19 protein-coding genes and 1 pseudogene are annotated in these 25,007 nt (G+C 41.9%); 7 read left to right on the plus strand and 13 right to left on the minus strand.

Features of this window, described 5'->3' with window-relative positions; all coding sequences use genetic code 11:
• Positions 1–1,240: 1,240 nt before the first annotated feature.
• From HGD77_RS16160 to pnuC, 3 genes are read left to right on the plus strand one after another with little or no spacing between them, the layout of a single operon-like run.
• Positions 1,241–2,446 (plus strand): phosphotransferase enzyme family protein, encoded by a 1,206-nt coding sequence (locus HGD77_RS16160; protein ID WP_004281964.1) that lies wholly within the window; start codon positions 1,241–1,243, stop codon positions 2,444–2,446.
• Between the two features lie 40 nt (positions 2,447–2,486).
• Positions 2,487–4,667, plus strand: a complete 2,181-nt coding sequence (locus tag HGD77_RS16165) for a TonB-dependent siderophore receptor (protein ID WP_004281963.1) — start codon at positions 2,487–2,489, stop codon at positions 4,665–4,667.
• A 28-nt stretch (positions 4,668–4,695) separates the two neighbouring features.
• Entirely contained in the window at positions 4,696–5,265 is a 570-nt protein-coding gene (gene pnuC, locus HGD77_RS16170) for a nicotinamide riboside transporter PnuC (protein WP_004281962.1), read from the plus strand.
• A 177-nt stretch (positions 5,266–5,442) separates the two neighbouring features.
• Here the strand turns inward: pnuC and HGD77_RS16175 are convergent, their stop codons facing one another.
• Positions 5,443–6,954, minus strand: coding sequence for an aldehyde dehydrogenase family protein (locus tag HGD77_RS16175; RefSeq protein WP_004281961.1), 1,512 nt, complete (start codon positions 6,952–6,954; stop codon positions 5,443–5,445).
• Between the two features lie 201 nt (positions 6,955–7,155).
• Here HGD77_RS16175 and HGD77_RS16180 point away from each other — a divergent pair, with 201 nt between their 5' ends.
• Positions 7,156–8,337: a transcriptional regulator gene (locus HGD77_RS16180; protein ID WP_004281960.1), complete on the plus strand. Its 1,182-nt coding sequence runs from the start codon at positions 7,156–7,158 to the stop codon at positions 8,335–8,337.
• A 514-nt stretch (positions 8,338–8,851) separates the two neighbouring features.
• On the opposite strand, the gene mdh is transcribed toward HGD77_RS16180, so the two are convergent.
• The 11 genes and pseudogenes from mdh to HGD77_RS16235 form a co-directional block, all read right to left on the minus strand.
• Entirely contained in the window at positions 8,852–10,024 is a 1,173-nt protein-coding gene (gene mdh / locus HGD77_RS16185) for an iron-dependent methanol dehydrogenase (protein WP_004281959.1), read from the minus strand.
• 255 nt (positions 10,025–10,279) lie between these two features.
• Entirely contained in the window at positions 10,280–10,552 is a 273-nt protein-coding gene (locus HGD77_RS17210; protein ID WP_005100766.1) for a hypothetical protein, read from the minus strand.
• The gene (locus HGD77_RS16195; protein WP_005100761.1) at positions 10,549–12,108 is read right to left on the minus strand and encodes a PepSY-associated TM helix domain-containing protein; all 1,560 of its coding nucleotides are present in this window, start codon (positions 12,106–12,108) and stop codon (positions 10,549–10,551) included. The genes HGD77_RS17210 and HGD77_RS16195 overlap by 4 nt, the downstream gene beginning before the upstream one ends.
• Positions 12,109–12,111: 3 nt before the next feature.
• Positions 12,112–12,393: a hypothetical protein gene (locus tag HGD77_RS16200; RefSeq protein ID WP_004281957.1), complete on the minus strand. Its 282-nt coding sequence runs from the start codon at positions 12,391–12,393 to the stop codon at positions 12,112–12,114.
• Between the two features lie 42 nt (positions 12,394–12,435).
• Positions 12,436–13,047 (minus strand): DUF4198 domain-containing protein, encoded by a 612-nt coding sequence (locus HGD77_RS16205; protein ID WP_005093768.1) that lies wholly within the window; start codon positions 13,045–13,047, stop codon positions 12,436–12,438.
• A gap of 71 nt (positions 13,048–13,118) precedes the next feature.
• Positions 13,119–15,275, minus strand: a complete 2,157-nt coding sequence (locus HGD77_RS16210; RefSeq protein ID WP_004281955.1) for a TonB-dependent siderophore receptor — start codon at positions 15,273–15,275, stop codon at positions 13,119–13,121.
• Between the two features lie 305 nt (positions 15,276–15,580).
• Positions 15,581–15,991: pseudogene (locus tag HGD77_RS16215) on the minus strand (IS481 family transposase); the annotation flags it as partial.
• A 103-nt stretch (positions 15,992–16,094) separates the two neighbouring features.
• Positions 16,095–17,195 carry an ABC transporter permease gene (locus tag HGD77_RS16220; RefSeq protein WP_085064641.1) on the minus strand — a complete coding sequence of 367 codons (1,101 nt, stop codon included), beginning with the start codon at positions 17,193–17,195 and terminating at the stop codon, positions 16,095–16,097.
• On the minus strand, positions 17,192–18,322 hold the full coding sequence (locus tag HGD77_RS16225; RefSeq protein WP_005100756.1) for an ABC transporter permease: 1,131 nt from the start codon (positions 18,320–18,322) through the stop codon (positions 17,192–17,194). The genes HGD77_RS16220 and HGD77_RS16225 overlap by 4 nt, the downstream gene beginning before the upstream one ends.
• Positions 18,322–19,452, minus strand: a complete 1,131-nt coding sequence (locus tag HGD77_RS16230; RefSeq protein WP_005100753.1) for an HlyD family secretion protein — start codon at positions 19,450–19,452, stop codon at positions 18,322–18,324. The genes HGD77_RS16225 and HGD77_RS16230 overlap by 1 nt, the downstream gene beginning before the upstream one ends.
• Positions 19,453–19,463: 11 nt before the next feature.
• Positions 19,464–20,924 carry a TolC family protein gene (locus HGD77_RS16235; protein WP_005100750.1) on the minus strand — a complete coding sequence of 487 codons (1,461 nt, stop codon included), beginning with the start codon at positions 20,922–20,924 and terminating at the stop codon, positions 19,464–19,466.
• Positions 20,925–21,156: 232 nt separating this feature from the next.
• Here HGD77_RS16235 and HGD77_RS16240 point away from each other — a divergent pair, with 232 nt between their 5' ends.
• Entirely contained in the window at positions 21,157–22,026 is an 870-nt protein-coding gene (locus HGD77_RS16240) for an IS982 family transposase (protein WP_005264376.1), read from the plus strand.
• A gap of 107 nt (positions 22,027–22,133) precedes the next feature.
• Here HGD77_RS16240 and HGD77_RS16245 read toward each other — a convergent pair whose 3' ends face one another.
• Positions 22,134–22,997, minus strand: a complete 864-nt coding sequence (locus tag HGD77_RS16245; protein WP_004729973.1) for an IS982 family transposase — start codon at positions 22,995–22,997, stop codon at positions 22,134–22,136.
• A gap of 162 nt (positions 22,998–23,159) precedes the next feature.
• Between HGD77_RS16245 and bioB the strand changes: the two genes are divergently transcribed.
• Positions 23,160–24,149 carry a biotin synthase BioB gene (gene bioB / locus HGD77_RS16250; RefSeq protein WP_004733127.1) on the plus strand — a complete coding sequence of 330 codons (990 nt, stop codon included), beginning with the start codon at positions 23,160–23,162 and terminating at the stop codon, positions 24,147–24,149.
• A 65-nt stretch (positions 24,150–24,214) separates the two neighbouring features.
• On the plus strand, positions 24,215–24,925 hold the full coding sequence (locus HGD77_RS16255) for an alpha/beta hydrolase (protein ID WP_004282161.1): 711 nt from the start codon (positions 24,215–24,217) through the stop codon (positions 24,923–24,925).
• The last annotated feature ends 82 nt before the right edge of the window (positions 24,926–25,007 follow it).

Below are 25,007 nucleotides of genomic sequence, written 5' to 3' on the forward strand. Positions count from 1 at the left end.
GATAATTTAATGGCAAATTATAAAAAGAGCATAGCAATGGTCAACTGCGGTAATCCCCCTATAATAAAATCCAAGAAGACATAAACAATATGAAACCAGGTACGATGAAATAGATCAGCAATAATATTGAGTTAAATGACATGCAGGGTTTCCATACTTTCTTATTAAGTTTAGAAGAAGAAGGTGGTGTTGATATGATCGCAGTAGGTCATGAGTCTTATACAGGACATCGCCTAGTACATAAGGTTAAGTTTGAAAAGAATTAGCACCTCCTCTGAGAGATTTTTCTTTACCAGCCCTGTTTTTGTAACATCTAGTAATTTTTTTGTAACCTTATTGTTATTTATTGTTCACTTTGTTTATTATATAAAAGATGAAAGGTGGAGAATTTAAGATGCTCACTAAGGTCGAAGCCATTGTGATTTTACTAATGGTAATTGCATTAATACTCATTATTTATGAAATGGGACAAGGACTTAATTGGACTTTATAAACGCTTTCTCAGTTTAAAAAAAGTCCTCAATTGATGGCATTAATTTATTTATCAGAAGTTTCAGAATTTTGATCTTATACTTGGCTGACTAAAGATGAATAATATCTATATTGGTGATATTGTTTACCTAGTTTACGGTAGTCATCCAATGATGGTTGAAAAATTGCAGGATAATTTAGCTACTTGTATATGGTTCAGTGATAAAAAACATTTTTTCCGTGAGAATTTTCCCTTAAATATCTTAATAAAAAAAACGTAATTCAACAAAATATACCTGGGCGAATTCAAAGCTCATAGTGTACAGGTCATTTCGACCATGGCATGTGTTACTGATCTAAACAATGAATCACTGGTAGAATTTGCTGCTGAGGAACATGGATTTAAAGAGCTACTTAGTGAAGTCATGAAAATGAATTACGGTGCATTTCAAAACTATGTTATAGCTTGAACTGAGGATCAGAAAGCTTGTTTGAATTGATGTATTTCATCCGCAGATTATGCGCGAATGCTAAGAAATCTGGAGTTCGAATATTAACCAAAAAGAAGATCATTTTTTGATTTATGCGAGAGATCTATTTTATTTTTATATTTATAAGGCTAAACTTGCCTCCAATTTAATACTGGTATGTACCACTTAATTTTAGGGCGTGTCTTCAATATTAAATGTATTTAAAAATACTGTTTGCATGTTCGCCTAAACAATGATTTTCCATTATTACATAATGATCTGGCTCAGGAATATTGATAATGACCACAATGACTGATGATTTAGGTCATGGTATGGGCAATGCCTGGGAACATAAAGACTGGGCACATATTTCTGATCCAGAATTACAAAGCCTGCAGCAGCACTATTCCTGTTTACAAGGTCATTTTGAGATTTTGTGGTGTAGTCCCCGGCCATTTTCATCTGCGGCTCTGGTCAAGGTGGAGCAAGATTTTGTGAGCAGGGATGAAGCAGTCGCGCATCAGTATTTGATTAAGCGCAGCCATTGTTCCTTTCGTCGTGCCCGCGATATTTTACAGGAGCATGCCGTTCTTCAGCATTTAGCTAGCAAAGAAATTCCTGTTGCAGCATTGATTAGCTCAAATCAAGGTCTGACCGCTTTAGAGCTAGGTGACTGGACCTATGAAGTCTATGCAAAAGCAGCCGGCTTAGATCTGTATGCAGATCAGCAATCCTGGAAACCTTTTTTCTATGCTGAACATGCTGCGAAAGCGGGGCAATTACTGGCAAGCTTACATATGGCCATGCAGGATTTTCCTGAGCGGCAAGGCCGATCAGCATCTTATTTATTGTCCAATCAGCAGCTTTTAAACAGTGAAAATATCGTTACAGCCATTCAACGGCGCATTGTAAACAGTCCAGAATTAAGCCGTTACTGTGCCGACAAAAATTTAGATCCTTACTTTTTAGATCAAATCTTACAGGTTCACCAGCGTATTCAGCCTGTATTGCAACAGGCAAGCAGAATTTGGACCCATAACGATTTACACGCTTCTAATCTATTTTGGTCAGCACCGGATGCCAAAGCGGAGATTACTGCCGTAATTGATTTTGGTTTATCTGACCGAAATTCGGCACTTTATGATCTGGCTGTGACGATTGAACGTAATTTCATTGATTGGTTGGAATTAAAGCAGAACCCACATATTCCGATTGATGAAGCCGGTTTAACCGCTTTTCTCCATGCTTATTTTTCCGAGATACATCCACAAGAAGATTTTAGTATTTTGCCAGAACTGCTGAAAATCGTGCATCTGGATTTCGCTTTTTCAGAGCTGGAGTATTTTGTGGGCATTACCCACAACCTCAACCATGCAGATGCTGCTTATTACGACTGGATTATCGGTCATGTGGACTGGTTCTTTGGCGAACAAGGTCAACAATTTACCCAGACCTTAACCCGGCTCATTCAAGATGAATTGCAATCTTCTCAATGCTCTCTCTAAACCCAGCATCATCACCCACTTCACAGACATAAGGTTTCGTATGAACACTCGTCAACTCAAACAGAATGTATTAACTCGATCTTTAAATATGATCATTCTGTCGCAGCTGTGTTTAGCCCCGCTGACTTATGCTGAAGATGATGTTCGACAGCTTGACACGATTGTCATCAAAGCCGATCAAAGCATCCCTTACTCAAGTACCAAAGTGAATGTTGAGGGTTTTGCTACGGACAGTCTTCAAAAAATCCCTGCATCTGTCTCTGTCATCACAGCAGATCTCATCGCGGAACAGCATGCACGTGTACTGAGTGATGTTATAAAAAATGATGCAGCCATCGGTGATGGCTATGCCGCAATTGGCTATTATCCAAACTTTGTCTCTCGTGGCTTTGCACTCGATTTGGCATCTAGCTACCTCATTAATGGCAATGTGATTCGTGGTGAACAAAACGTCGCACTTGAAAATAAAGAACGTGTGGAAATTTTAAAAGGCATGTCCGCGATTCAAAGTGGGATGTCGACCCCGGGTGGGGTTGTGAATTATGTCACCAAGCGACCGAAAGATATTCAGGCACTGACATTCTCGGCCGATCAACACGGCCAGTTTTCAGTGGCAACTGATCTCGGTGGTTTTTTGGGTGATGAGCAACAATTCGGATATCGCATCAATCTGGTGAATGAACAGATGGAGTCTTATGTCGATCATGTCGATGGTGAACGCTATCTAGCGGCATTGGCCTTAGATTGGAAAACATCTGAGCAATCCAAATTAGAATTTGATCTTGAAGCACAGCGTTCCGAACAAAAATCAGTGCCAGGTTATCAATTACTGGATGGTAAAGTCCCAGAAAATGTGAAATGGGACCGATTGCTGGGTTATCAGACTTGGGGCAAACCGGTCACGATCGATAGTCTGAATAGCAGTTTAAAATATAGCTATGCATTGAATGATGACTGGAACTTGGGACTCGTCGCAGCCCACAGTAAATCCAAGGTTGATGATTATTCGACATTTGCTTACGGTTATTATCGAGAGGGATGTCTAGAAGCATATTCCTGTAACACGTTTGGTGAACAGGGAGAATATGATATTTACGATTATCAAAATCCTGATGATACCTATCAGACTAACCAATTTAAAATCAAGTTAGATGGTCTATTACATACTGATCGGGCGTTACATTACCTTAACTTTGATTTGACTTACACAGATAAATCTAGAAATCGTTACAACGGTATAAACCAGTACATAAATTCAGAAGACTATGTTGGTAATATTTACCAAGATACCTACGACAGGATCCCAGAAGAAGGAAATCTAGGTCCTTATTTTAAAGCTTTAGACAGTAAACAAACTGCATTGACGTTTCTTGATCGTATTGAATGGAATGAACATTGGACCACTTTGATTGGCGGAAAATGGATCGAGCTGGATGAACAAGCATATGATGCAGATCGGGTAAAAGTCCGCGATACTGATTTAGGCAAATTTTTACCGCAATTTGCGATCAGCTATAGCCCCTTGGAATCGACTACCGTCTATGCCTCGTATGCTAAAGGCCTGTCAGATGGAAAAACAGCGCCTTGGTTTGCAGAGAATGCGGCTGAAACTCTAGCACCGATCTATTCAGAGCAATATGAAATTGGTTTCAAACAACAGATCCATGATTTCCTGTTGACTGCAGCCGTTTTTGATTTACGTCAGGATAATCAATATAGCAAGCCGATTTCAGGACTTCGCTATTTTATTGCGGAAGGCGAACAGCATAGTCAGGGCCTGGAATTAGGACTGAATGGTGCATTAACCGACCATCTGGCCTTAACTTCATCTTTAGCCTTGACCAAAGCCCGTTTAGAAAATGTGGAAGCGGTTCAATATGGTAATCATCAGGCGCAAAACGTGCCAAAAGCTCGTTTCGCAACACATCTTCGCTATAACGTACCGAGCATTGCAGGTTTCACTGTTCTGGCAGGTGGTCAATACAGTTCCAGCAAATATGCCAACAAAGAGGGTGCTGCGAAAGTTGCAGGTTATAGTGTGGTTGATTTAGGCGCTGCTTATCAATTTAAGCTAAATACGACCGATGCATTGCTGCGCTTGAATATTAATAATCTGTTCAACAAGAAATACTGGCGTGATGCAGGTGAATTTTTGGGTGATGATTATTTATTCTTGGGTTCGCCGCGTACAGCAACCTTGTCATTCAATCTGAACTTCTAAATTGGCTGCTTAATCAGGTTATATTGCTATGGAAAATATAGAAATTGCAGCGTTCATTTTAAACGTTTTAGGTGTCTGGCTGACCTCCAAACAATATAAAGTCTGCTGGTTGGTGAATATTGTCGCTGTATTTTTATATATGATTATTTTTTATCGTGTCAATTTATTTGCAGACGCAGCATTACAAGCCGTATTTATCTTGATGCAACTGTATGGCTGGTATAGCTGGTCGAAGAAAAATCATGACCAGGCTATCACCGTGCAGATTGGCTATTTGAATAAAAAAATCTGGGTATATAGCCTGATTGTGGGTATTGTCGCCGGTCTGGTGATTGGCGCCTTATTTGCTCATTTCACCACAGCATCACTCCCTTGGTTGGATTCCATGTTGGCTTCTTTTAGCTTGGTGGCAAGTTATTGGGCGGCAAAAAAATATATTGAAAGCTGGGGATTATGGTGTGTGTTAGATGTGATTTATGTCGGCATGTATAGCTATAAGTCATTGTATTTAACCGCCGTGCTTTATTTTATTTTTATTCTTCTGGCACTCAATGGCTGGAGAATGTGGCGAAATCTTTATAGAGTGAAATTATCTTAAAATGACACTATTGCAAATAGAAATTTGAGGTGATGCTCTTTCCTTTAAAAAAAGTATTTATAGACTAAAAACTTTATTTGAATTGGCCGCAGCTTGAAGATGTTGCTGATATTTTGTGAAAGCTAGCTACCATACATTCAAAGCGAACCGAAGTTCGCTTTGAATGTATTTCACTTCTTAAAAGAACCCGGCTGGTTTGGTCGAATAGCTGACTAGCAAGTTTTTAGTCTGCTGATAATGATCCAGCATCATTCTGTGATTCTCACGCCCAATCCCTGATTTTTTATAACCACCGAAAGCCGCATGCGCAGGGTAGATGTGATAACAGTTAGTCCAGACCCGACCTGCCTGAATAGCACGGCCTGCACGGTAAGAGGTATGCGCTGAGCGTGACCAGACACCGGCACCGAGTCCATAAATCGTATCATTGGCGATCTTGATCGCATCATCGAAGTCTTTGAAGGTGGTCACAGCCAGTACAGGCCCGAAGATTTCTTCCTGGAAGGTCTTCATGTCATTGGTGCCTTTAAAGATAGTCGGCTCAATATAGAAACCTTGCCCCACTTCCTGACGTGCTTCACCACCAGTCAGGATCTGTGCGCCTTCTTCACGACCAGTGGCAATACAGCCCAGAATCTTGTCCTGCTGTTCCTGTGAGGCTTGCGCGCCAATCATGGTGTCAGTATCCAGCGGATGCCCGGTTTTAATCCGTTTCACCCGTTCAACGGCACGCGCCAGAAATTCGTCAGCAATACTTTCCTGGATCAGCGCACGCGATGGACAGGTGCAGATTTCACCCTGGTTCAGGGCAAACATGGCAAAACCTTCCAGCGCTTTGTCCAGATAATCGTCTTCCTGATCCATGATGTCAGCAAAGAACAGATTTGGTGATTTACCCCCCAGTTCCAGCGTCACCGGAATAATATTTTCGGTGGCATATTGCATGATCATCTGACCGACGGCGGTGGAACCGGTAAAGGCAATCTTGGCAATGCGTGGGTTGGTGGCTAGCGGGCGACCGACTTCAACCCCATAACCATTGACGATATTCAGGACACCCGGTGGCAAAATATCCTGAATCAGTTCAGCCAGCACCAGAATGCTGACCGGAGTCTGTTCTGCAGGTTTCAACACAATGCAGTTGCCCGCAGCCAGGGCAGGTGCCAGTTTCCAGACAGCCATCAGAATCGGAAAGTTCCACGGGATAATCTGACCCACGACGCCCAACGGCTCATGAAAATGATAAGCAATCGTATCTTCATCAATTTCGGAAATGCCGCCTTCCTGCGCACGAATACAGCCGGCAAAATAACGGAAATGGTCAATAGCCAGCGGAATATCGGCAGCCAGCGTTTCACGGATCGGTTTGCCGTTATCCCAGGTTTCTGCCACTGCCAGCAGTTCCAGATTTTGTTCCAGACGATCGGCAATTTTCAACAGAATATTGGAGCGGGTGGTCGGCGATGCTCTGTTCCATTGTTCTTTGGCTTTGTGCGCTGCATCCAGGGCCAATTCAATGTCTTCTACAGAAGAACGCGGAACCTTGGTAAAGACTTTGCCATCTACCGGAGAGATGTTGTCAAAGTATTCACCTTTGACCGGAGCGACCCATTCGCCGCCAATAAAATTCTCGTATTGTGCTTTAAAATGAACTTTTGAATCAGGTTGATTAGGATCGACGTAACGCATATTTATTTCCTTTGCTTATTTTCGTATGGCAAAACCGCTTCTACAGCTTTGGTATAAGGTACTTCTGCACCTTATTTGATTAATATAACTGGTATAAGGTTGGAAAAAGGTTGGAGCTAGCATGTTCACGATATTTTCATCCATTTTAAAAAAATAACGATTACAGCGGATGTAAATCATGAATTGTTGTGAGAATAAGGAATGATGACAAAACAAGATTTGATGGAAAAAAGGCACAATACTGATCAGCTTCGGCAAAACAGCAGTTTGTCTCCCTTACATGCAGAACAGCTGGGACAGAGTATTGCCAGCTCCTGGCAACGTTCATCCTCGGCTGAAATCCCGAAGAATCGTTTAGCAGCACCGCTGACGGATTTAAAAAAGACCACTTCTTCCTCAACTTTAGCCCAAGCCCTGCAACATTGTGCTCAGGATTTAAAACATATTGCCGAGCAATCTTCTATGGTGCTGGCGGTCGGAGATATCGGCAGCACCATCATTTGGGCAGCTTCTAGCCCACAAATGCAAAGTGCCGCAGAAAGTGTACATTTTATTGAAGGTGGGCAATGGCGCGAAGAGCTAGTCGGAACCAATGCATTGGCATTATCCTTAAAAACTCAACAATCCAGCTGTGTCTTTTCCAGTGAACATTACATGTCCTCCATTCATGATTGGGTTTGTTACGCTGCCCCGATTATTGATCCCTATTCAAAACAGGTCTTAGGTGTCATTGATCTGTCGACTACCTGGCCAAAGCATAACAGTTTAGCACTACTAGCTGCGGAGCGCTGTGCTACGATCATCCAGTCGGCTCTACTAGAATGCCAGAAGCAGCGCCTGTTTATTCGAGCTTTTTCAGTACCTCAAGTGCTGTTTAATGGCAAGATGCTGGTTCTGACTCCTCGACAGATTGAAATTCTGACCCTTCTAGCCTTATGTCCGCAGGGTCTGAGTCTAGATACATTGCATCAAGCCTTATATGGCGAGCGCAAGGTCAGTATGGGGACTTTAAAAGCAGAAATGTCACAGTTACGCGATGTATTAGGTGGTATGCTGGGTTCCAGACCCTATCGTTTATTGGCGCATGTAGAGGCTGATTTTTTAATGACAGAGCAATCTTTAGATGCTGGGTATATCGATTCAGCCTTGAAGTTATGTACCGGCGTATTTCTGGCTAGAACAGAAAGTCCATTTCTATGCGCTTGGAGAGATTGTCTGGAATCACGCCTGAGCGATGCCATTTTCAAGGCTAATGAAACCGATGTCTTGCTGAAACATGTGGCACATTTTCCTGAAGCGATTGATGCTGTAGAACGCCTGATTGAACTGATGCCCAAAAACCATCCCGTTCATCAGACTCTGTTAAAATATAAAAATCTTTAAAGCTGATGTAACTATCGGTACAAAGCTAAACAGTTAAAATAGGAAAATTCTGGAATATTAAGTATTATCCTTGCTTACTGTGGGTTTGCTTATTAATTTAGACTGAACCTGATCCTAAAATTTTTATCAGTGGCTACCCAGTTTGCCTAGCTGCTTGATGGGATGCTCTTCATTAAAATCAGCTACGCTTACCTTCATGTCATTTGAAGGACGCGCAGTTTATTCCTCAGAGATTAAATATGATATTAAGATCATACGACGGGAAATTTTTTCTGGCTGGAACGGGCTAAAAAAATCGTGGCATTTTTCTACCATGGGATTAATGTCGATATTCATAATGAAGGGGACTTCATAAAAAAGAAACACCCCCCGCTTTTATCCTCTTATGAAGGCAAAAGGATCAGCCAGGAACAGGAAAATGCATGTCTGCTCTTGGCACACTTCCTCAGGAAGTGAAACAGGGGCTGTTAAAAATGTAAGTCAGATGCTTGGAGAGAAGACTTAAATTGAGGCACTACATCGCCGCTTTAAAAATATCTACCACTTGGGCATGGCTGGCTTTACGTGGATTGGTCAGCATGCAGGCATCTTTTTGTGCATTTTCCGCCATGATGGCCAAGTCAGCTTCTTTTACATTCAATTCCGTCAGCCCAGATGGAATACCAATTGAAGCCGAAAGCTGACGAATGGCGCCAATCGCTTCATAAGCTGCTTCAGTTACGGTTAAGCCTTCTGTATTCACCCCCATCAATTGGGCAATTTTGGCATAACGTTCAGGACAAGCAATCAGGTTAAATTCACAAACATGGGGGAGCAAAATTGCATTACAAACACCATGCGGCAAGTTGTAGAAGCCTCCGAGCTGATGTGCCATCGCATGCACATATCCTAAAGAGGCGTTATTAAAGGCCATTCCGGCAAGATATTGAGCATAGCTCATGGCATCCCGTGCTTCTAGATTATCCCCATTCGCCACTGCGGGACTGAGCCATTCACTGATCATGGTGATCGCCTTTTCTGCGCAGGCATCAGTGATGGGATTAGCAGCCGTAGATACATAGGCCTCAACCGCATGTGTCAGAGCATCCATCCCTGTTGCCGCAGTCAGGCCGGCAGGTTTGGCCAACATCAGTTTAGGGTCATCAATTGCAATGAGTGGTGTGCAACGCCAATCTACAATCGCCATTTTCACATGGGTATCGGTATTGGTAATGATACAGAAACGTGTCATCTCCGAAGCCGTCCCTGCCGTGGTATTGATTGCAATCAGTGGTGTCATCGGAACGGTACTTTTATCAATCCCTTCATAATCACGGATATGTCCGCCACCTGCAGTGACCAGACCGATGCCTTTGGCACAGTCATGTGATGAGCCCCCACCTAACGATACAATAAAATCACAGGCATTTTCATTATAAGCTTCAACTCCATGATGCACGTTAATATCAGTTGGATTGGGTTCCGCACCTGGGAAAATATAACTGTCAACACCTGCCTCTTTCAAATAATCTGCAATATCATCTGCAACACCAAATTTAAACAGGCCAGCATCAGTTACAATCAGTGCTTTCTTGGCGCCTAAATTTTGTGCTTTGATCCCGATTTCTTTAGCACAGCCCGGACCAAAAAGTGAAACACAGGGAATATAAAAACCGTTAGTTTGATCTGAAATATTTTTAAAAGCCATGGTGTTATTCCTTCTACCATTCATTGATTATTTTATCGGTGACCCTCACCGTAATATAAGTATTGAATTAAGTTAAAAAGAATCCTACCTACCAAATACCTACCAATTTAAATTTTTGATTCTAGCCAAAATAATGCATTTGAGGTATTTAAAAGCAGATTGGCAAGGTTTAGCAGATACTGGGTAGATTGGTTTAATAAAGGGCGTGTGAATAGCACACTAGGCTGTTTGCTACTTTCTGATTTTAAATAAATACTAAAATGCTTTATTCATTTTTAAGATAAAGATAAACAGTACAGGGCTTAGAAATACCCATAGAGACACAAAGCTAATACTGGAGCTAAACTGGGTACGTAATAAAAACATCGCGACGAATAAGAAAATACCTGCAGCGAATTTAGTGTACGTAGGAAAATCCGCTAAAAAAGCGTAATGAGATTTTCGGGTTTTTAGGATCTGCTTTTCACTTACCACATAAAAACCAAAACAGCTCAGCCAAAGCAGACCGATCACTGCAATCCATATCATATTGATGATTCCTGTTGAGTGATTTTTAATTTAGCCTGAATTTTATTGACCGCTTTTTGCTGAATGGGCGTAATTTTTTGGTGTAAAAATAGAGCAAAAAGGGCCAAGGTCCATAACATTAGCTCAATACGCAAAAAAGGCCAATAAGTCGCAAAAGAATCAACATATTGCTGGGAAACTAAATAATAAATATCAATCAGGGGAATTATAAAGGCAGCACAAATCAGAAGTTTAAGCTGCATTCTCCATATATCTTGCTGTGGGGTTACACATGCCAGGATAAAACTGCCAAGCCAGATAGAGAAAAAACTATAAATTTCATAATTTGGTGCACCTACAGGAATACTGATAAAACGATTCGCATAGAGATATCCCAGCATGGCAAGCGGCAAGCCAATAATTATGGTGATATTCAAGCGGTTCACTAAATAGTGTCCGAGATGAAACCGCACTGATTTTTTCTGCATCTGGCGTTTCAGGCTCCACAGCAGCAATCCGGATGCAATCATTGCGCAGCCTAATATGCCGGAGAAAAATAACCCTAAACGTAAAACAGGTTCGGCAAAACGTGCCATATGTAAACCATACATGCTGGCATTTAGTGTGGCAATTGCACTTTCATTTCGTGTATTTTCAAGCAATTTTCCGGTAGCAGCATTTAAAATAAGCTGTGCCTGATTTCGTGTAATGGAATGATCTTTGAGCTGAGTTAAGGTTATGTGTGCCAGCTGGGTATTGGGCTGCTTGACCGTGATATTGTCAAATTCCGCATATCCCCAGTGTTGCTGTGCCGTGGTGATAAAATGTTGAATTGGCAGCATCTGGGTTTTCACAGGAACTGAGTGGGTGGCTGATGTATTGATTGTGCGAATTTCTTCAAAATATTGAAAGGGATTGTCTGGATAAAGTTTTTTCATACCGGAAGGCAGCACGATATAAAAGAAAATCGCCAACCCGGTAAATGTCATGGTCAAAAAGAACGGCAGGGCAATCACTGAACTGACATTATGAAAATCCAGATAAGAGCGCTGTCCTTTAAAGGCTCTTAGGGTAAAAAAGTCTGTCAGGATTTTTTTATGGGTAATGATTCCTGAAATCAGAGTCAATAACATGATAAAGGCAGCAATCGTCACAATCAGCCGACCAATGGTGTAGGGCATACCATAGAGCTGAAAATGAAAATTATAGAAAAAATCTCCCCCTTGTGTGGCTGAAAGCTGTAATTCTTTTCCTGTCGAAGCATTCAGGGTTTTGACTTCATAGCCACCATCCGCTTTTTGCCAGTAGACTTTATTCACCGGTGAGTCTTGATTGGCGACTCCGATATACCAGTTTTGGGCGTCCGGTGCATGCTGCTGTAAATAGCTGTAAGCAGATTTTAAGGCAGTTTCCTGATTGACTTGCATTGTGGCAAATTCAGGCTGCATCCATAGACTGATTTCATGTCGGTAATAGGTGACCGCGCCTGTTAAAAAGATCGCAAAGAGTAACCAGCCAAAGCTTAAACCCAGCCATGAATGTAAACATGCCATGGATTGACGGACAGATTTATGCATGGTTTAACCTATGAAGCGGGAGAAGAGAAATAAAATAAGTAAAGGAATCAGGCTATAGATAGAAAGCTTTTTTAAACTTTGGATACAGAAGATTCCAATCACAAAACAAACATAAAAAATCAGGGCAGTAAATGCAGCCAAATAGACAGACTCAGCTTTAGGCAGAAAAGCCTGTAGAAAGTAAGCCAGATCGAGTGCGATTAAATAACTGCACAAGTAGCCAATGCCAAAGGTCATGCCTAAGCGATAGAGAATGGCAAGTGGCTGCACTACAACAGACATCATATTTGGCCTTGAATAAATCTATACTGATGAAAATCTAAAAACTTAATAAACAAAACTTAAAGTCGTTACCAGATACTGTTTTTTATAGGCCTGCTGATTCAATTTTCCTGCCTTGTCTGCTTCTTTGCCAACTTCAATGACATATTGACCTTTCCATGGCGTGGCGATCGTAATCTGGCCTTGGCCGTTGGTGGTGTATTTTTTTAGCCAGAATTGCGGGGAAAAGACTGTGACTTCAACATCCGCAGCAGCTTTACCCTGATACAGTACCGTAAATGTATTGCTGTTGATCTGGGTCGGGACAATATCTAGTTCTGACTCTGCTTTCAAGTTTTGTCTGCCGGATTTGGCATGATAGCTCAACAATGATTCTCCATAGATCAATTCATGACTGAGCTGGACATCTGTCTGGCCTTGGGTCGCATAAAGCAAATGATCTTGTTGCATTTGAGGACTAAAGCTTTTTCTAGACTGAACGGCCTTTGCTTGATTAAAAGACTTCAAGGCACCTTGCTGCGTTTCTTTAAGCTGTTCACTATATTCACCAAAGAACGCATGAGTCTGCTTATCTGTATCACGTTCCAGCCAAAGCATATGCGCCTGAGCTGAAAGTGTCATAGACAGTCCGAGGGTCAGAGCGATCATTTTTTTCATTTGTTTTACCTGTTTTTGTGTATGTAGTGATGATTTAGCCCTGAACATGTCGTCAAGGCTAAGTTTGAAAATCAGTATTTAAATTTCACAGCAACGCTGTAATTTGCTGGTGCACCATAAAAACCTTGCTGATTCGGGAAATTGAACAGATATTTTTCATTGGTCAGGTTATTACCATTGGCTTGCAAGGTCATATGCTCATTCAGCTCATAGCTGGCCATTAAGTTCACGAGCGCATAAGCATCCTGCTCAATGATTCCAGCTTTCTGGGTAATCACTCCATTGGCGGTTGCTTCAGGCACATCTAGATAGGTCTGATCTTGCCACTGCACACCAAGGCCCAGTTTCAGTTTTGGAAGTTGCGGCACCTGATAGGTAGTTAAAAGATTAAAAGACTGGGTTGGATTGAAGGTACGCGCATCACCGCCATTGATCAGATCTTTCAGGCTAAACTGGGTATAACCAAAGCTTAAGTTAAAATGGTCGGTCAGTTGTCCCGCCAAGCCAAACTCGTAGCCTTGGGAACGCAGGTCACTGACCTGAGTTGTGCGTAAAGTCGGAATACCATCAGAATCACGAAGCGGATAATTACTTTGCTCCGTTCTGAACACAGCCATGGTGGCGGTAAGCTTGTCATCTAGCCAAGAACCTTTGACTCCGACTTCATAGCTTTCACCTTCGATCGGTTTGTTAATGCTGCCATCATCTGCTCTGGTGGTTTGCGGACGGAAAATCGAGGTATAACTCAGATAGCCTGTATATTCAGGGCTAAAGTTATAGGTCAGACCGGCATAGGGTAAAACTTTATCTTCATCATAAATGGTGTCGGTCCCATAACTGCTACCACTGCTTTCAGCCTGAACATAGTTCGCACCTAAAAGCAGTTTCAGATCATCATTCAGATGCAGTCGGGTCGCAGCATAAAGGCTCTGGTTCTTCTGCCGGATATGCATTTCACCACTGGTTTTCGACATATCCCAGCTTGGTTCTTCGGGTGTAAAACTGGCTAAATCTGTGGTCAGCGGATTGACAAAGCTGCCAGCATAACCCAATTCATCCAGACGATTTTTGGCCCAGACATAGCCCAATGAGGCTTCATGGCGTTGTCCCCAAAGCGGATAGGTGCCGCTAAAACTCAGGCTGGCTTGTTGTTCTTTATTGTCATCAATATACATGCCTGGGTAGAGGAAGATGCCTGAAGTGCCATTTGCGCCAGGTTTGCCGGACAGAAACAAGAGCTTTGAATCGCGTTGTGTACGTTTTTCATCATAGGTCAGTTTGGCTGTCCAGTCGCCACCCAGTTTTTGTTCAAGCTCGGCAAAGTAACTTTTAATATTGCTATCCCAGTGCGCCCAGCTTGGACTGTAATTATAATTCCGTGAGTAACTGAGCTGCTCGCCTTCAGTATTGATCAGTGGATTAGAACCCCAATTGACACCATTCGGCTTGTGATTGGTTTCAGTATAGCCAGCAGTCAATAGAGTTGTGTCAGTAATATCTGCCTCCACAACAGCACCTATGCCGTTCTTTTCTAGTTCATAACGATCCAGATAACTGTCACCAGTCTGTTGATAACCAAATACACGGCCTCTGACTTTTCCATCCTGGGTGAGAGGAGAAGATACATCTGCTTCATAGCGCTGGGTATTCCATGAGCCGTAACTGGCATTCAAGGCTGCCTGAAGTTCCTGAGTAGGGCGTTTGCGAATCATGTTAATAGTTGCGCCGGGATCGCCAATTCCATTATTTAAGGCATTCGCGCCTTTGACCACTTCGATACGGTCAAACAAAAAACTGTCTGGATTATCATTATTATAATTATAGCCTTCGAGTGGAATACCAACGCCATCGACTAAAACATTTGAAATCTCGAAACCTCGGGCAAGGTAGGAGGTCCGTTCCGTTTCCTGATTGCTGACGATAATGCCAGGGGTATTGCGCAGTACGTCCCGGGTATTATCCAAGGCAAAGTCATCCAGTTGCTGGCGGGTAAGGACATTGACTGTTTGCGGCGTTTCCTTAAGTGGAATATTCAGTTTTGAGGCGGTTGACGAGTTTTGGATGATATAGGCTTTACTCTGTTCAGAGCTGAGCTCACTCTGTTCTGATTCCGCTGTAACGGTAATCGTCGGTAATTGCTGAGTATCATCGGCAAAACTTTGTTGTGTAACTAAAATCGAAAAACTGAGTAAAGATAGTTTAAATGATGAAGGAACGGTAGAAGACATTTTGGCTAATGTAAATGATAATAATTATCACTAATGTTATTATTTAATATATCTTAAAGCAATCTCAACATAACAGGAAATATGAATGAAAAATGGGTTAATGATAGGTAAATTTCCAAATAAAACTTTAATGTAAGGATAGGGAGCAATAAATATCACTATTAAAAAGATGTTATTACCTTACCTTTGTGCTCCTGAACGGCTTTGCTGCACTAATACCTAACACTTTGATTTTATTATATTTATTTTTTATTAAAGTTTTATAAGACCCTTAAAAATCAGTATCTTGAAAAATATTTATGCAATAAAGCCACGAAGAGATAAAGCTTATCCTGTGCTGTTTGCATCTCAGCGATGTCGATATGAAAGTAACAATTGAAGCGCTTCCTGACAGGGCGATCACCTTGTACCTTAGGCAGTCATGAAATACCATGCCGCTGCAAGCAGCGGTGTAACGACGAGCGTGTCAGATAAGGAATACTCGGCTGCAATGCATAAAGGCAATCGTCTAGCGGCAACAAAGTGCGTTTTTGAAAAGCAACAATTGCCGCCTCATCTTCAGGCGATAACACGCTTGAGCGAGGATTCTTTGGCCCGGTTGTAAGATCATCTACTGAAGTACGTTTCTTCCATTTTGCGACGGTTTTTTGATTGATGCGGTAACGCTTGGCTAGCGTTCTTAAGCTCTCTTGACTATTTTGTATTGCTCGACGCACTGTCTATGTCGTTGTGACGCTGCTGTGTAGAACTTGTCCCATAGTGCTTCCTTTCATTTCTCTAAGAATGTTGCACCATTAAAATCTGGGACTAAACATCTAGCTAGAAAGTTCCACAGTTTGAAATTAAACGTCGATAAGCCAAAAAAAAGCACAAGCTACCGATCATTCCAAGATAGAGCAGTTTAGGCAAGATCAGTGTTGTAGGCACACCCATCTGATTGAGTTGAATAAACGTCTGCACAATTTGGGTAGAGGGCAGGATTTCGCCAACGACTTGCATCCAGGTGGGCATGGCAGCATGCGGCCAGGCCGCACCAGATAAAAAGAACAGTGGAATAGAAGTGAATACAATGACATGCCCCGCACGTTCCGGCAGATCCAGAAAACTGGCGAATAGGCAGGTCATGCCAATTATCGTGTAGATAAAAACCGGAACAGCCAGTAGCATCCCGAGCAGGTTGCCACCACGTGGATAATCAAATAGCCAGAAGCTAAAACCGAATAAATAGAAACATCCCAGACAGCCAATAGTAAAGACCGCTAAACACATCCCAATCAATGCATTTGCGTTTAATTCTACTTTTCTTTCCCGATATACCAAAATCAGCATACTCAAACCCAAAAGAATGGTTTGGTGGATAATTAAAGGTGCAACCGCAGGAAAGACATAACTGCCATAGCCGGACAGTGGATTAAATAAAGGAATTTGATGTACAGAAAGGGCCGGTGAAAAATCCGAGACCTGACCAAAGCGTTCAGTATAATCTGCCAAAGTTTGCTCAACTGATGTAGCTAAGCCCAGACCAATTTGTTTGGTTACTAAAAAGTTGGCTGTGCTTAAATACAGTCCAATGCCACCTGTTTCACCATGCCTTAAGCTTTGCGATAAATTGTCCGGTAGTAACAAAATACCATCGGCTTTTTGTGACTCCACCCATTGTTTGGCTTCGGCAAAATTGCCGGTAATCGCCTCAATTTCCACATTGGGGCTTTGTGCCACCTGACCAATAATGCGGGTACTTAAGCTACTTTGTTCTTCATCGACAATAATAATCGGTAAGGCTTCAGCCTGCTGTGCCTGATAAGCGGTTGGATAAAAAAAGCTGTAAAACAAGACGGATAGAATCAGCGTGGTAAAGATCGTACCGTGACTGACAATATCTTTGAAGCTTTGTAGATAGTAAAACCAAAGGGATTTCATTGGACTGCTCCTTTGGCTATTTTTTTAAGAAACAGATAAGCCAGCAGAGCATAAACCAAAGCATAGACCAGCAGCATTAATCCAGCTTGCAGTGAAATATGCAATGGACTACCAATCACCCATTGTTCAGTTTGTAATTTGGCATAGGGCGTAAACGGAATAATATTGGCCCAAAACTGGGTGAACAGGGGCGCATTATTTAAAGGTAGGGTCACACCGGCAAAGCTCAAAGATGAACCCCCATAGACCGCAATGAGGCCGAAAGATTTACTTAAATCTTTGGTCGCCAGAACCACTGCACTGCTTAAAAATGCATAGGCGCTATATAGCAGAAATTGTGCCGATAGAATCAGGGCGAGCGAGCCGGCAACAAACCAGCCGCGAATTTCAATCAGCCAGAACATCCAGACCCAGGTCCACACACTAAAAATAGCCACATAGACCAGGTTCTTAGACAGCAATGCCATCCAGATGGATGAGTTGCTGAGCCAGCTTGTTAAGGTCTGTCGCTTCAGTTCCTGACCGACGGAAAATGCCACACAACAACACAGCAGTAAATGCAGAATTGCCGGAATGACATAGGGTTCCAGATAGAATTCATAATTCAGTTGTGGATTATACAGCGGCGATATTTTGATATGCGGCGACGGTGCTTCGAGAGAAGGCAGCCGGTTGCCCAGATATTGCTGTCCGCCAAATTCAGCGAGTGCTTGTAGGGTACTGACCAGCATGGCAGAGGAGATGGTATTCCCGATACTGAAATAACTCTGGTTAAAGGCAATACTGATGTCAGCATCCCGGGCACGAACCAGACGTTGCTCGGCACCGCTTGGAATATGGATATAACCCCAAATTTTATTTTGATTTAGCAGGCGCTCAATTTCAGCTGTTTGTTCCGACACCGTAGCAATTTTAAGAGTATGATTCAGCGCCACATGCTGATAAATGCTTTGACTCAGCGCACTCTGATCTTGATCAATAATCGCAATCGGTAAATGATCCGGTTTCCCTTGAGCAAACATGCTGCTGAATAAAATAATCACCAGTGCAGGTGCGAGCGTGACCAGACACAGATCCCATTTTTCTCGGAGCAGATAGCGCAGTTCGCGCCATATACCCGTCCACATTATCGGGTCTCTTTCAGTTTAAATAACACGCTCATCCCGACTTTGAGTTCAGGAATCACTGGTGTGGGCACAAGATGCAGCTTAAAACTGCGCACATCATAACCGCCGGTTTGACGTGTGGTCTTAATGGTGGCAAATTCACCTTCAGCACTGATCTGTCTAATTTGAAAAGTGGCGGTTTTATCTAGGGCGGGAATATAACCTTCAATACTGCTCATTTTCTGAAATGGGGCATATTGGTCTTCACGAATATTCAGGCTCACCCACATCTTGTCTTCAATCAGGCTGACCACAGGGACTGCGGTGGCTACCAGCTCCGAGACTTTGCCATAGGTTTTAGACACCGTTCCGTTTACAGGTGCTACTAATTGGGTTTCTGCCTCTAATGCATTGGCTTCATCCAGCGCAGCCTGGGCAATATCTACTTGTGCATCGGCAGAACTCTTTTGCTGCGAGGTGCTGCCACGTTTGGCACGTGCGTATTGCTGATACGCTGCTTCTGTCATTTGTGCCGCTGATTGACTGGCTGCATACAATTCATCACGGCGCTGGCGTGAAATCACACCTTCCTTAAATAAATTTGCACCACGCTCATAAGAAACTTTGGCTAAATTTTGCTGTGCTTTCAGCGATTGCCAGTTGGCATACAGGCTCGCGATATTTTCTTCTTGCGAGCCACGTTCAGCAGTCGATTGTAAGGCCAGCGCAGATTGTAAAGCCGCTGCGGCTTGCTGTTTTTTGGCCTGAATTTCCGGGCTGTTTAAGCGCACCAGCACATCGCCTTTTTTGACCCGCTGACCTTCTTCTACATAAATTTCTTCAATACGGCTTGGCACTTTGGTCGCCACCTGAACTGTTTCAGCTTCTACACGACCCTGCAATTCAAGCGGAGCCGGTTGGTAGCTTTTCCACAATCCAAAAGCGATGACTGCCAGCAGAACTGGAATCAGGGCGAGCAATAAATATTTTTTCTTTTTAGCGATTTCAGGAGCTTGTTGTTGCTCGGTCGAAGTCGTCGCGTTGTTTTCTATTTCAGTTTTAGTTTCTACCTGTTGCACAGGAGATTTTTCTGTATCGCTGGATGAAGCCGCTTCATTCACAGGATCATTGGATTTTTGATCTTCGTTCATGTTCGGCTCCATTAGCGAATATAGTGAGTGTTGGTATGTTGGATGTAGTTCGGAAATTCTGCAATCGAGCCATGGCTTTGTAATAGTGTGGCCAGTGACATCACATATTTGTAAGCATTCAAGGCAGTTTCGGCTCGTAGTCCGCTCAGCATATTTTGTGCATCGATGACCTGTGTGGCGGTGCCCATATCTTCTTTAAAGGACAATTCTTGGATGCGTAAATTTTCCTGTGCGGCTTTCAAGTTTTGTGCCAGAAGCGCATCACTTTGCTGTGCACTGAGTGCTTCGCTATAAGATTTATAAATCAGATTTTCAATTTCCTGCTGGGTGCGTGCAGTGAGAAGTTCTGTGGCAGAGCGTTTGAGTTCGGCAGCCTGAATATTTTTGTTTTTATCGATCCCGGAAAACAGGTTATAGCGTGCGGCAATCCCGACAATCCAGTTTTCATTTTGATCCAGACTATATTCACCAAAAGCAAAAACATTCGGTTTTTTTGCCGCTTGCTGGGCTTTGACATTGGCTTGGGCCAATTGGGTATCCAGCTGCATTTTTTGAATCAACGCAGAGTTCTGACTAAAAGTTTTTAGCAGATGATTTAAGGCCTGTGGCTCGGTTTTATTGACAAATAAAGGCGTCGAAAGTTCGGTGATGCTACTTTCCTGAAGCAGATTATTCAGCTGGAACAGCGCAGCATTCAAATTGGCTTGTGTGTTTTGCTGGCTGCGTTCGGCATTATTACGTGCCACTTCAAATTGCATGCGCTGGCCTTTACTGATAAAACCTTGCTGTTCCATCTTTAAGGCGTTGCGATAATGCTGCTGCATGGCATTCAAGTTAAACAGTGCTGCTGCATGCAGTTGCTTTTGGAGCTGGACATTGAAATAACTTTGAATCAGTTCAAAACGCTGCGTATCTTGCTGCTGTTTGTTGCTGAGCTGACTACGACCTACTTGAATATTGGCGATTTCTTTGGCGCTGCTTGTCAGTCCACCGGTATAAAGCGGCATCATAACTGAAACCGTTGGGCGAATCACCTGATCATCCAGCACGACATGCGAACTATCAGGAATTAAGCCCACCCCATTTTGAATAGGTTGTCTTAAACTATTTTTTAGTGGGTCAGCCAGACCCCCTAAGTTCAGTTCATCAATTCTATTATTGACACCATCCGTTAAGGATTGCTCTAAATTATTTTTTAATGCACCCAAAGGCAGATCGAGTTCATTATGAAAGGCATACGCACGAACATTCAGGTCGACTCGTGGCAGACCTATACCTTTCACTGCTTCAGCTTCAAGTTTTGAAGCCTGCTCCAGACTTTGATAGGCTTGGCTGCTATAAGAGTTTTGCAACAACTGACGTTCAGCGTCATGAAAGCTGATGCTCTGCGCATAAGTAAAGCTGCCATACATCATCGATGCAAGCAGATTTAAACCCCAGACAAGCTGTCTTTTATTTTTCTTTAAGTTCATAAAGTCGCTAAACTGATTTAAAGCCGGTGATGTTATCCGGCTAGTATAAATCAAAGGTATGCAGATAGAACTAGTGTAAAGTTATAGTATTGTTTCTTGTACATTTGTCTATAAAAAAGGAAGCTTATGCATCCTTAATTAACCCGAATCGCGGATAAGAAATTGACTTGAAAAATAAGAGGACTAGAGCCATCAGTTGAGTTACCACACCAAACTCACAACTCTCGTCCTGATGTTCAATAGTACCGAATTATTCTGCGTAATTGATGATTTTTTTCTTAAATTTGAATCAACTTATTGGGAGTTTCTCAAACAAAACCGTGGTTCCTTAAGAATCAGAACTGCTCAACTTACAATTTCAGAAATCTGCTTTATTGCCATTTGGTACAAATGCTCTCATTTCAATAATTTCAAAGCCTTTTTCAGCTGGTTAAAAGAAGATAAAAGCCATTTATTTAAGTACTTGCCTTGCTATCAAAGGATGATTCATCTGATCAATATGCATGAATTAGCTCTACACGCTTTACATGTGGCACTGATGAAAGGCCAAGGTACACAATATTTATGGATTGATTCAACAACTCTGCCAGTTTGTAAAAATCAACGTATTCAGCATCATAAATCATTAGTCCAAATTGCATCACGTGGTAGAAGCTCAATGGGCTGGTTTTATGGCTGTAAATTACATATCGTGATGAACCAATTTGGTGAAATTAGTTGTTCTGCTTTATCGAATGGACATGTTGCTGACATAAAAATGGTTGAGCAATTGGTTGCTGGTGTAGAAGCAAAACTTTACGGGGATCGAGGTTACATCAGCCAAGAATTAAAAATTAGATTGAAACATCAAGGTATTGATTTAATTATTTATCATCGAAAGAATATGCAGGCTATTCAACTTTGTGCATCAGATGAATATCACCTAAGACAACGCAATAAAATAGAAACATTATTCAGCTTATTGAAGGGGCAATACAATTTAGTGACGAGTAAAGCACGTAGTCTTCATGGATTTCTGAGTGGAATTTACGCCTCACTATGTGCATATCAATTAACCCATCGAAATAAGCCAACAATTCAAATTAAGGAATCATCGGCTTAAGCAGGATTCGAGTTAAATAAGCTTTCAAAATAGCTTGATACACTAAAGCTATTTTAAGCAGGCAATGAATATGAAAGAAAACGCTAACCTGAGTTCGATGAAATATTTTAGCTTTTTAGCAAGTTTTGGAAAGTTGGCTTATTTGGATTTAAGCAATAAGCCACTATAGCAGCCATAATATTCACCATAAAGTTATTCACCGAACGATGACGTGAATGGTCAATTTGATGTAAGTTTTTTAACTGATCATTCACTGTTTCGATCAATCCTCTTCTGCAAAGCAATTGTTTTTCTTCTTCAGTTTGGATGGGTTTATTTTTCATATTCTTGCGTGACGGGGTTAATAGTCTGAGCCCCCTTGCTGCTAAAGCTTCAGTTTTTGCTTTACTCAGATAGCCTTTATCGCCCAGTAAAATACCTTTTAACTCTTGGGTTAAAGATTCAAGTACAGCAACATCATGAACACTTCCCGATGTAATCTTGAGATTAATAATTTCACCCAAGTTGTTGATAACAATATGGACTTTAAATCCATAAAACCAACCTGTGCTACTTTTACCACGACCAGCTAAGCCTTTAAATACACGATGTCTTTTAATTCTAAGATTATGGCAAACGACCAATTTAGTCGAATCAATAATACAAATTCCGGTATCTTCTCCTTTAACTTGATGGAAGAAACTACTCAAAGCTTGCAAACAACGCGGCATAATTTCAATAAAACGATTGTAACTAAGAAGCTTGGGAAAAGCTGATTTCCAAAATGGGATGATCATATGACAATAAAAATATTTGAAAAATCTAAACCCGGATTTATGAAATAAAATGACAATGGTCATGACTTCAGACAAGCTTAAAGCTGACTTTTTCATTGTTGTTTTTTGATCAGAAATTAGAGCTTTCTCTAAAGATTCATTAAACTTTTTGCAGAAATCATCCAAGATACAAAATAATTCGGTAATATAGTCCATGAAAAAGCCTTGCTCTGAAATGTTTTGTCTTCGTAACCAAGATATTACAGATGCTAAGGCTTTTTTTTATTTATTTTTTATGTCGAACTCAGGTAACGCTAAAGAAAAATAAAAAAAACAGCGTATGATTTACTCAATGGAATTTTAGATGATGCAGACAAGATGATCCGTAATGATTGGTCACGTGCCGAAATACAAGAAATTTATGACTTGCCTTTAATGGATTTACTGTTTCAGGCACAGCAAATTCATCGCCAAAACTTTGAACCGAATACTGTTCAGGTCAGTACTCTGCTTTCAATTAAAACGGGCCGTTGTCCGGAAGATTGTAAATACTGTTCGCAATCTGCACATTATGATACTGATCTGGAAATTGAAAAACGCGTAGAAGTACAAAAGGCGATTGCTGAAGCCAAACAGGCCAAAGCTTCCGGTTCGACCCGTTTTTGCATGGGCGCAGCATGGCGTAACCCGCATGAACGCGATATGCCGTATGTGCTGGAATTGGTGCAGGAAGTCAAGAAACTGGGCATGGAAACCTGTATGACCCTAGGGATGCTGAATGCCTCACAGGCGGAACGTCTGAAAGATGCAGGGCTAGATTATTACAACCACAACCTTGATACCTCACGTGAATATTATGCCAATGTCATCAGTACACGTAGCTTTGATGACCGCTTAAATACGCTTGATCATGTGCGTAATGCCGGAATTAATGTCTGTAGTGGCGGTATTGTCGGCTTGGGCGAAGGCGTACAAGACCGAGTCGGTTTGTTATTTGAACTAGCGACTATGCCGATTCACCCGGGTTCGGTGCCCATAAATATGCTGGTTCCTATTGAAGGCACACCACTGGCCGATGTTGAAAAACTGGATGTGATTGACTGGATTCGTACTATTGCGGTAGCACGGATTATTATGCCGAAGAGTTATATCCGCTTGTCGGCAGGTCGTGAATCTCTCTCTGACTCTGATCAGGCACTGGCATTTATGGCTGGAGCTAACTCATTATTTTCAGGTGATAAATTGCTTACTGCCCCGAACAGTGGTGAAGGTAAAGACAAAGTCTTGTTTGCTAAATTAGGCTTAAAAGCTGAAGCTGCCAAGAAAACAGCTAAAGAATTGGCTGTAGATGCGATGCAACCTGCTTAATTAATCGTGTAACAAACAGGGATCATTTCAACTTGAATTGGTCCCTTTTTATTGGAGCAGACAAAATGAAGATACTGATGATTACGGGTTGGGGGCTAGGAACAGCGGTCTTAACCCCGTTTGTAGAACAGTTACGGCAGCAGCATCAAGTTGAAGTATGGGATATTTTTGATCCTAACGTGGAAAGTATTTTGGCCGAAAAAGTCAGGCAGGCGAGTTCTATTGATGTCTTGATGGGATGGTCTTTGGGTGGACAGTTGGCACTTTTGCTGGCTAATGAAATCCAGCAACAACTGAAAATTGCCAAGCCAGTGATTTGCTGTATGTCAAATCCCTGTTTCGTGGCCAACGAAGCATGGCCACAGGCAATGCCAGTTGAACAATATACACAATTTAAATCCTCCATACTGGCTGATCCAAAACGCGGGATGCAGCGCTTCTGTACCTTGGTCACTTTAGCTGGCGCAGCAGCGCGTGAACGTGCAAAATTATTGCACCAACAGTTAAATAGTATTGATTTAAACTATCAGGTTAAGCATCTTTATCTATTGCAGCAATTAAATCTAGTGGATATCTTAAAAAATCATTCAGTCAAGATGCTATTTATATTTTCCGAGAATGATATGTTGGTTCCTTACAAAGTTAGTCAAGAATCTGTGTTTTTAACAACCCAAAATCTGAATTTGGTAAAAATACAGGGCACGCACGATGCCATCCTTTTTGATACCAAGTTACTCGTTGAGCCAATTTTAAAATTTTTAGCCGATCTGGCTTAAGCAAAAAGAGATTGGTAGCTCTTGACGTTTCATTTTCAGATTTAACGCGCTAAGATCAGTTTTAGTTTTAATAATTGGGGTA

Origin of the sequence: Acinetobacter sp. NEB149, from assembly GCF_012516415.1 — a bacterium.
Classification (GTDB): domain Bacteria; phylum Pseudomonadota; class Gammaproteobacteria; order Pseudomonadales; family Moraxellaceae; genus Acinetobacter; species Acinetobacter lwoffii_V.

What these genes read in the sequence shown, in the direction of transcription:
- HGD77_RS16175 (WP_004281961.1), bottom strand. Translation starts at nt 6,954, where the DNA reads ATGCGTTACGTCGATCCTAATCAACCTGATTCAAAAGTTCATTTTAAA.
- bioB (WP_004733127.1), top strand. Translation starts at nt 23,160, where the DNA reads ATGATCCGTAATGATTGGTCACGTGCCGAAATACAAGAAATTTATGAC.
- HGD77_RS16230 (WP_005100753.1), bottom strand. Translation starts at nt 19,452, where the DNA reads ATGAACGAAGATCAAAAATCCAATGATCCTGTGAATGAAGCGGCTTCA.
- HGD77_RS16235 (WP_005100750.1), bottom strand. Translation starts at nt 20,924, where the DNA reads ATGAACTTAAAGAAAAATAAAAGACAGCTTGTCTGGGGTTTAAATCTG.
- HGD77_RS16225 (WP_005100756.1), bottom strand. Translation starts at nt 18,322, where the DNA reads ATGTGGACGGGTATATGGCGCGAACTGCGCTATCTGCTCCGAGAAAAA.
- mdh (WP_004281959.1), bottom strand. Translation starts at nt 10,024, where the DNA reads ATGGCTTTTAAAAATATTTCAGATCAAACTAACGGTTTTTATATTCCC.
- HGD77_RS16255 (WP_004282161.1), top strand. Translation starts at nt 24,215, where the DNA reads ATGAAGATACTGATGATTACGGGTTGGGGGCTAGGAACAGCGGTCTTA.
- HGD77_RS16210 (WP_004281955.1), bottom strand. Translation starts at nt 15,275, where the DNA reads ATGTCTTCTACCGTTCCTTCATCATTTAAACTATCTTTACTCAGTTTT.
- HGD77_RS16240 (WP_005264376.1), top strand. Translation starts at nt 21,157, where the DNA reads ATGTTCAATAGTACCGAATTATTCTGCGTAATTGATGATTTTTTTCTT.
- pnuC (WP_004281962.1), top strand. Translation starts at nt 4,696, where the DNA reads ATGGAAAATATAGAAATTGCAGCGTTCATTTTAAACGTTTTAGGTGTC.
- HGD77_RS16180 (WP_004281960.1), top strand. Translation starts at nt 7,156, where the DNA reads ATGATGACAAAACAAGATTTGATGGAAAAAAGGCACAATACTGATCAG.
- HGD77_RS16200 (WP_004281957.1), bottom strand. Translation starts at nt 12,393, where the DNA reads ATGATGTCTGTTGTAGTGCAGCCACTTGCCATTCTCTATCGCTTAGGC.
- HGD77_RS17210 (WP_005100766.1), bottom strand. Translation starts at nt 10,552, where the DNA reads ATGATATGGATTGCAGTGATCGGTCTGCTTTGGCTGAGCTGTTTTGGT.
- HGD77_RS16205 (WP_005093768.1), bottom strand. Translation starts at nt 13,047, where the DNA reads ATGAAAAAAATGATCGCTCTGACCCTCGGACTGTCTATGACACTTTCA.
- HGD77_RS16220 (WP_085064641.1), bottom strand. Translation starts at nt 17,195, where the DNA reads ATGAAATCCCTTTGGTTTTACTATCTACAAAGCTTCAAAGATATTGTC.
- HGD77_RS16195 (WP_005100761.1), bottom strand. Translation starts at nt 12,108, where the DNA reads ATGCATAAATCTGTCCGTCAATCCATGGCATGTTTACATTCATGGCTG.
- HGD77_RS16165 (WP_004281963.1), top strand. Translation starts at nt 2,487, where the DNA reads ATGAACACTCGTCAACTCAAACAGAATGTATTAACTCGATCTTTAAAT.
- HGD77_RS16245 (WP_004729973.1), bottom strand. Translation starts at nt 22,997, where the DNA reads ATGGACTATATTACCGAATTATTTTGTATCTTGGATGATTTCTGCAAA.
- HGD77_RS16160 (WP_004281964.1), top strand. Translation starts at nt 1,241, where the DNA reads ATGACCACAATGACTGATGATTTAGGTCATGGTATGGGCAATGCCTGG.